General features: G+C 62.0%; 8 protein-coding genes. All 8 read right to left on the bottom strand.

Annotation, left to right across the window (positions count from 1 at the left end):
* Nucleotides 1-76 precede the first annotated feature (76 nt).
* Nucleotides 77-484 carry a DUF6882 domain-containing protein gene (locus EN991_RS15920; RefSeq protein ID WP_224672845.1) on the bottom strand — a complete coding sequence of 136 codons (408 nt, stop codon included), beginning with the start codon at nucleotides 482-484 and terminating at the stop codon, nucleotides 77-79.
* Between the two features lie 93 nt (nucleotides 485-577).
* Nucleotides 578-2,068, bottom strand: coding sequence for a glycerol kinase GlpK (gene glpK, locus EN991_RS15915; protein ID WP_127369110.1), 1,491 nt, complete (start codon nucleotides 2,066-2,068; stop codon nucleotides 578-580).
* A 96-nt stretch (nucleotides 2,069-2,164) separates the two neighbouring features.
* Nucleotides 2,165-3,892 (bottom strand): ABC transporter substrate-binding protein, encoded by a 1,728-nt coding sequence (locus tag EN991_RS15910; RefSeq protein ID WP_013531807.1) that lies wholly within the window; start codon nucleotides 3,890-3,892, stop codon nucleotides 2,165-2,167.
* 79 nt (nucleotides 3,893-3,971) lie between these two features.
* Nucleotides 3,972-4,265 (bottom strand): DUF2160 domain-containing protein, encoded by a 294-nt coding sequence (locus EN991_RS15905; protein WP_024503495.1) that lies wholly within the window; start codon nucleotides 4,263-4,265, stop codon nucleotides 3,972-3,974.
* On the bottom strand, nucleotides 4,262-5,176 hold the full coding sequence (locus tag EN991_RS15900) for a carbohydrate ABC transporter permease (protein ID WP_013531809.1): 915 nt from the start codon (nucleotides 5,174-5,176) through the stop codon (nucleotides 4,262-4,264). The genes EN991_RS15905 and EN991_RS15900 overlap by 4 nt, the downstream gene beginning before the upstream one ends.
* Nucleotide 5,177: 1 nt before the next feature.
* Complete coding sequence (locus EN991_RS15895; RefSeq protein WP_013531810.1) at nucleotides 5,178-6,044, bottom strand: sugar ABC transporter permease; 867 nt, start codon at nucleotides 6,042-6,044, stop codon at nucleotides 5,178-5,180.
* A complete protein-coding gene (locus EN991_RS15890) occupies nucleotides 6,045-7,112 on the bottom strand; it encodes an ABC transporter ATP-binding protein (protein ID WP_013531811.1) in 1,068 nt (355 codons plus the stop codon).
* A gap of 10 nt (nucleotides 7,113-7,122) precedes the next feature.
* The coding region (locus EN991_RS15885) for a TOBE domain-containing protein (RefSeq protein ID WP_127369109.1) at nucleotides 7,123-7,431 on the bottom strand (309 nt) is incomplete at its 5' end.

Here is a 7,431-nt window from a genome sequence, read left to right as displayed (position 1 = left end):
GAGTACCGAGTAAAAATGGCCTGCGCCGGCAACGGCGCGGGCCATTTTTCGACGTGCCCAGGCGCGAGAGTGCTGGTCAGTTCGCCCAGCTGATACTTTTGAAAATCAAATAGAGCGCTCCACCCTCACCACGCGGTGAGCGATACGCACCGAGAGCATGGCAAATTCGAACCATTGTTCCCGTCAATTCCCAACCCAGCGCTTCCAGGTCATTGCCGGCGTTGGGCACATAGGCCTGGGCCAACTCATCTATGCTGTTCTTCTCGCCGAAGGAGCGAACCAGCTTGGCGTCGCTGAGAAGCTCGCTGGGCAAATTCGAATTTGCCCAAGCCCACAGCCAATTGCTGGCCTTGGCGCTCGTGGAGCCTGCAATCTGGATCTCAGTGACGATCTTGACGCCTCCTTCATCCGAGAACAGAAGCTTTCCGGCCGTGAGGTCATAGTCATAGCGTGACCAACTGCCGAGGCGAAAATCTCTATGCAAGCGGTCATTCTTGGCATGCAGTTGCTCAACGGCCGTCGCGCCAAGCAGGATACCAGTCTGGCTTCATTCTCCTCTCACCCTGATGGCTGCTCACTACACGCTCAGCGTCCGGCGCACAGCATCGCGCCAACCAGCAAGTTTGGCTGCGCGCGCGGAGCCATCCATGGCCGGCTGGAACCTCCGCTCGAGCGCCCAGCTCTTCGCGAATTTCTTGGCATCCGGCCACACGCCTGCCTTCGACCCGGCGAGCCACGCGGCACCCAGCGCCGTCGTCTCCAGGATGGTCGGACGGTCGACCGGCGCGTCGAGGATGTCGGCCAGCCTCTGCATGGTCCAGTCCGACGCAACCATGCCGCCGTCGACCCGCAGCACGGTCTTGGCCGAAGCTCCCTTCCAGTCCTTACGCATGGCGTCGAGCAGGTCGCGCGTCTGGTAGGCGACGGATTCGAGTGCGGCGCGGGCGAATTCCGCCGGCCCGGAATTGCGCGTCAGCCCGAAAATGGCACCGCGTGCCTCGGCGTCCCAATGCGGCGCGCCGAGCCCGACGAAGGCCGGCACCAGGTAGACGTTTTGCGTTGGATCAGCCTCGGCAGCCAGCTTGCCGCTTTGCGCGGCCTTGCCGATCACCTTGATGCCGTCGCGCAGCCATTGGACCGCGGCGCCGGCAATGAAGATCGAGCCCTCCAGCGCATAAGTGGTCTTGCCGTTCAGCCTGTAGGCAATAGTGGTCAAGAGGCGGTTCTTCGAACGCACAAGGTCGCTGCCGGTGTTGAGCAGCGCAAAGCAGCCCGTGCCGTAGGTGGATTTCATCATGCCCGGCTCGAAACAGGCCTGGCCGATGGTCGCCGCATGCTGGTCGCCGGCAACACCGAGGATTCTTATCTCGGCGCCGAAGAGATTTTTCTCCGTGATTCCATAGTCATCGGCGCAATCTTTTACCTCGGGGAGCATTTTTGCCGGGATGTTCAGTATCGACAGCAGTTCGTCGTCCCAGGCATTTTTCTCGATGTTGTAGACCAGCGTGCGCGACGCGTTGGTGGCATCCGTGGCGTGGACCTTGCCGCCGGTCAGACGCCAGATCAGGAAGCTGTCGATGGTGCCGGCGAGCAGCTCGCCCTTCTCGGCGCGCTTTCTGGCGCCCTTAACCTTGTCCAGCATCCAGGAGATCTTGGTGCCGGAAAAATACGGATCGAGCAGCAGGCCGGTCTTTTTGGTGAATGTCTTCTCCAGCCCCTGCTTCTTGAGTTTCTGGCACAGCGGCGCGGTGCGCCGGTCCTGCCAGACGATGGCGTTGTGGATCGGTTTGCCGGTCGCCCTGTCCCAGATAACGACGGTTTCGCGCTGGTTGGTGATGCCGATCGCGGCCACGTCGGATGCATCCCGGCCGGCCTTTTTCAGCGCCGCCTTCACGGTCGACACCACGCTCGCCCAGATATCCTCGGGATCGTGCTCGACCCAGCCGGAGGCCGGGTAATGCTGGGTGAACTCCTTCTGTCCGCTGCCGACGAGCTTCATCTGGCCGTCGAACAGGATCGCCCGGGTCGAAGTCGTGCCCTGGTCGATGGCAAGGATGTATCCGGTCATTCTGCCTCCCCGCTTATTTTTTACACAAACAGGGGAGACGGCAAGATGCCGCCTCCCCTTATTCTCATGATGCAGGCGCGAACGCCGGCACCAAGGTTACTTCTGCCAGCTCTTCACCAGTTCGTCGTAGTTGATGGTGATCGGCTTTTCCTTCTCGTTCTCGATCTTCAGCTGAGGAGCGAGATTGCCTTTCTTGACCGCGTCGGCGTTCCAGTAGGCGAGGTCATGCTCTTCGGCCATCTTCGGGCCGATATCGCCCTGGACGCCCGATTTCTCGATGCGGCTCATGACCTTCTCCTGCTCGCCGCAGAGCGAGTCCATCGCTTCCTGCGCCGTCTTGGCACCCGACGACGCATCGCCGATCGCCTGCCACCAGAGCTGTGCCAGCTTTGGATAATCAGGCACGTTGGTGCCGGTCGGCGACCACTGGACGCGGGCCGGCGAACGGTAGAACTCGATCAGGCCGCCGAGCTTCGGAGCCCGCTCGGTGAAGCTCTTGTCGTGGATCGTGCTCTCGCGGATGAAGGTCAGGCCGACATGGCTTTTCTTCACGTCGACAGTCTTCGAGGTGACGAACTGCGCGTAGAGCCAGGCGGCCTTGGCGCGGTCGGTCGGGGTCGACTTCATCAGCGTCCAGGAGCCGACGTCCTGATAGCCGAGCTTCATGCCGTCCTTCCAGTAGACGCCATGCGGCGACGGCGCCATGCGCCACTTCGGCGTACCGTCGTCGTTCAGCACCGCCTTGGCGCCGGCATCGACCATCGAAGCGGTGAAGGCGGTGTACCAGAAGATCTGCTGGGCAACCGCGCCCTGCGCCGGAACCGGGCCGGATTCGGAGAAGGTCATGCCCTGGGCTTCCGCCGGAGCGTAGGCCTTCAGCCAGTCGAGGTATTTCTGGATCGAGTAGACGGCGGCCGGGCCATTGGTGTCGCCGCCGCGCGCCGTGCAGGAGCCGACCGGACGCGAATTCTCGTCGACCTTGATGCCCCACTCATCGACCGGCAGACCGTTCGGCAGGCCCTTGTCGCCATTGCCGGCCATCGACAGCCAGGCGTCGGTGAACCGCCAGCCGAGCGACGGGTCCTTCTTGCCGTAGTCCATGTGGCCATAGACCTTCTTGCCGTCGATCTCGCGGCCGGTGAAGAACTCGGCGATGTCCTCATAGGCAGACCAGTTGACGGGAACGCCAAGGTCGTAGCCGTACTTGGCCTTGAAGTCCGCCTTGTTCTTCTCGTCGTTGAACCAGTCGTAACGGAACCAGTAGAGGTTCGCGAACTGCTGGTCGGGAAGCTGGTAGAGCTTCTTGTCCGGAGCGGTCGTGAACGAGGTGCCGATAAAATCCTTCAGGTCGAGGTTCGGGTTGGTGACATCCTTGCCCTCGCCCGCCATCCAGTCGGTCAAATTGCGCACCTGCTGGTAGCGCCAGTGGGTGCCGATCAGGTCGGAATCGTTGACCCAGCCGTCATAAAGGTTCTGGCCCGTCTGCATCTGGGTCTGGATCTTCTCGACGACGTCGCCTTCCTGGATGACGTCATGCGTGATCTTGATACCGGTGATGGCGGTAAAGGCCGGCGCCAGCACCTGCGATTCATACTGGTGCGTGGCGATGGTTTCCGAAACGACCTTGATGTCCATGCCGGCGAAAGGCTTTGCGGCATCGATGAACCACTGCATTTCGGCTTCCTGGCCAGCGCGGTCGAGCGTCGAGAGCGGGCCGATTTCCTTGTCCAGGAAAGCCTTTGCCTCGTCCATCCCGGCATAGGCATTGCCCACGCCCAGCAACAGGACAAGGGCCGTCGTTGATGTTAAAAATTGCCTTCGCATGTGTTTCCTCCACAGTTTTAAGGTTCAAGTGCGATCTGGAGCGGCCGCCGGCACGCGGTCGCTCCAACAGTTTCCCCCTCTATACGTAGCGGAACACGCCAATGGCGTAGACCACGGAGAGAGCGAGAGCCCACCACAGGTTGGATCCGACAAGACCCAACCAAGCGAGATGGATAAAGGCGCTGCCAAGCAGCGACAGGAAAAGACGGTCGCCGCGCGTTGTCTCGAAGCGCAGCACGCCGACGCGCGGATTGCCGCCCGGCGAGGCGTATTCCCACGCCGCCATGCCGCAAAGCAGCAGAAGGATGGTCCCGAAAAAGGCCGCCGTCGGCCACGTCCACGCCATCCAGGTGAGGTCGAAATTCATCGTCAAACCCTCCCCAGGGCGAAGCCCTTGGCGATATAATTGCGCACAAACCAAATGACGAGCGCGCCGGGGATCAACGTGAGCACGCCGGCGGCGGCGAGCAGGCCCCAGTCCATGCCAGCGGCCGAAACCGTGCGGGTCATGGTGGCGGCGATCGGCTTGGCGTCGGTGGTGGTCAGCGTACGGGCGATAAGCAGTTCCACCCACGAGAACATGAAGCAGAAGAAGCAGGCCACGCCGATGCCGCTGGCGATCAGGGGCATGAAGATCCTGACGAAGAAGCGCGGGAACGAATAGCCGTCGATATAGGCGGTTTCGTCGATTTCCTTCGGCACACCCGACATGAAGCCTTCGAGGATCCACACCGCCAGCGGCACGTTGAACAGGCAGTGCGCCAGCGCCACCGCAATGTGCGTGTCGATCAGGCCGAAGGCCGAATAGAGCTGGAAGAACGGCAGCGCGAACACCGCCGGCGGCGCCATGCGGTTGGTCAGCAGCCAGAAGAACAGGTGCTTGTCGCCGAGGAAGCGGTAGCGCGAGAAGGCGTAGGCTGCCGGCAGCGCGGCAGCCACCGAAATCACCATATTCATCACCACATAGGTGATCGAGTTGATGTAGCCCGAGTACCAGGAGGCGTCGGTGAAGATGGTGACGTAGTTGGCGAGCGTCGGCTGGTGCGGATAGAGTGTCAGCGAGGAGACGATCTCGGCATTGGTCTTGAAGCTCATGTTGATGAGCCAGTAGATCGGCAGCAAAAGCACGACGATGTAGATCGTCGGCACGATCCACCACCAGCGCGATTCCTCGCCGCGTTTGCGCATCAGCCGGGCGACCTGATCCTGCGACAGTGTGCTCGCCAGTTTGCCCGCTGCTGTGGTCTCGCTCACTCTATCGGCTCTTTCGTTGGCGCCGGTCATCTCAGCGCTCCGCGTCGTAGTTGGTCATCACGGTGTAGAAGACCCATGACAGCAGAAGGACGATGAGGAAGTAGACCAGCGACATGGCTGCGGCCGGACCGAGGTCGAACTGGCCGAGCGCGGTCTTGACGAGGTCGATCGACAGGAATGTCGTCGAGTTGCCGGGACCGCCGCCGGTCACCACGAAGGGTTCGGTATAGATCATGAATGAGTCCATGAAGCGAAGCAGCACGGCGATCAGCAGCACCCTGTTCATCTTCGGCAGCTGGATGTAGCGGAACACCGCCCAGCGCGAGGCGCCATCGATCTTGGCCGCCTGATAGAAGGCATCCGGAATGGAGACCAGGCCGGCATAGCAGAGCAGCACGACGAGGCTGGTCCAGTGCCAGACATCCATGATGATGACGGTGACCCAGGCATCGAACGGGTCCTGCACATAGTTGTAGTCGATGCCGAGCGCGTTGACGTAGTAGCCGAGCAGGCCGATGTCGTTGCGGCCGAAGACCTGCCAGATGGTGCCGACGACGTTCCACGGAATCAGCAGCGGCAGCGCCATGAGCACCAGGCAGACCGGCACGCCCCAGCCCTTTTTCGGCATGTTGAGCGCGATGAAGATGCCGAGCGGCACTTCGATCGCCAGGATGATGAAGGAGAAGATCAGGTTGCGGACCATCGCTTCCCAGAAGCGGCTGGAAGACAGCAGTTCCTCGAACCACTCGGTGCCGGCCCAGAAGAAGACGTTGTTGCCGAACGTGTCCTGCACCGAATAGTTGACGACGGTCATCAGCGGGATGACCGCCGAGAACGCCACCAGCACCAGCACCGGCAGCACCAGGAACCAGGCCTTGTTGTTCCAGGTCTTTTCCATCTATGCCCCCATCTCGACGCGCCAGGAATCGGCATAGATGTTGATGCCGGCCGGCTCGAACCGCACCTTCGGATCGGCCGGCACGGTCTCGTCCTCGCCGATGACGGCCGCAATCTCGCGGCCTTCGAGCTTGGCGCGGACCACCTTGTGGCGGCCGAGATCCTCGACCTTGCTCACCTGCACGGCCATGCCGTCGCGGCCAAGCCGGACATATTCGGGACGGATGCCGAGTTCGATGGCGCCGCTGCCCGCTTTTGGCGCGCCCGGCAGTTCGATGCGCTGCGAGCCGAGCGTCGCCGTCTTGCCGTCGATGGCCACCGGCATGACGTTCATGCCGGGCGAGCCGATGAAATAACCGACAAAGGTATGGCGTGGCCGTTCGAACAGTTCGGCCGGCGTGCCGATCTGGACGATGCCGCCGTCATACATGACCACGACCTGGTCGGCGAAGGTCAGCGCCTCGGTCTGGTCGTGGGTCACATAGACCATGGTGTAGCCGAAGCGGCGGTGCAGCTGCTTCAGCTGCGAGCGCAGCACCCATTTCATATGCGGGTCGATGACGGTCAGCGGCTCGTCGAACAGGATGGCGTTGACGTCGGAGCGCACCAGCCCGCGGCCGAGCGAGATCTTCTGCTTCTGGTCGGCGGTCAGGCCCCTCGCCTTCTTCTTCGCCCAGGACGCCAGGTCGATCATCTCCAGCGTCTCGCGCACCTTGCGGTCGACATCGGCTTCCGGCACGCCGCGATTGCGCAGCGGGAAGGCCAGATTGTCGTAGACGGTCATGGTGTCGTAGATGACCGGGAACTGGAACACCTGCGCGATATTGCGCTCCTGCGTCGACAAATTGGTCACGTCCTTGCCGTTGAACAGCAACTGACCGTGCGACGGGTGCAGCAATCCCGAAATGATGTTGAGCAGCGTGGTCTTGCCGCAGCCCGATGGCCCGAGCAGCGCATAGGCGCCGCCGTCCTCGAAGGTGTGGTGCACTTCCCTGAGCGCGAAATCGGCATCCTTCCGAGGGTTCGGCAGATAGGAATGCCTGACATGGTTGACGTCTATGCGTGCCATATCTTTCCCCTCAAGCCGCCAGCTTCGGCGCGGCCACGGCACGGCCGTGCTCGTCGAAGACCATGATGTGGCGCGGATCGATGAACACCTCGATCTCGGCGTCGGGTTCGAAGTCGCGGATGCCGTGGCTCAGCATCACCCAGCGTGCATCCGCGAAATCGAGATGGATGAAGCTTTCCGAGCCGGTGATTTCGGTGATCGTCACCTTGGCGCGCACCGGCACAGCGGCGGCATTGGGCCGATCGAGCGACAGGTGATGCGGCTGAAAACCGACCGTGTACATGGCATCGGCAATGCCGGCGAGATCGGCGGGCGCCGG

The organism is Mesorhizobium sp. M7A.F.Ca.US.005.03.2.1 (assembly GCF_003997795.1).
Lineage (GTDB): Bacteria > Pseudomonadota > Alphaproteobacteria > Rhizobiales > Rhizobiaceae > Mesorhizobium > Mesorhizobium ciceri.
This window is presented reverse-complemented; position numbering and strand designations above follow the sequence as displayed.

Coding starts and splice junctions, on each gene's coding strand:
- glpK (WP_127369110.1), bottom strand. CDS start 2,068: ATGACCGGATACATCCTTGCCATCGACCAGGGCACGACTTCGACCCGG.
- EN991_RS15910 (WP_013531807.1), bottom strand. CDS start 3,892: ATGCGAAGGCAATTTTTAACATCAACGACGGCCCTTGTCCTGTTGCTG.
- EN991_RS15900 (WP_013531809.1), bottom strand. CDS start 5,176: ATGACCGGCGCCAACGAAAGAGCCGATAGAGTGAGCGAGACCACAGCA.
- EN991_RS15895 (WP_013531810.1), bottom strand. CDS start 6,044: ATGGAAAAGACCTGGAACAACAAGGCCTGGTTCCTGGTGCTGCCGGTG.
- EN991_RS15890 (WP_013531811.1), bottom strand. CDS start 7,112: ATGGCACGCATAGACGTCAACCATGTCAGGCATTCCTATCTGCCGAAC.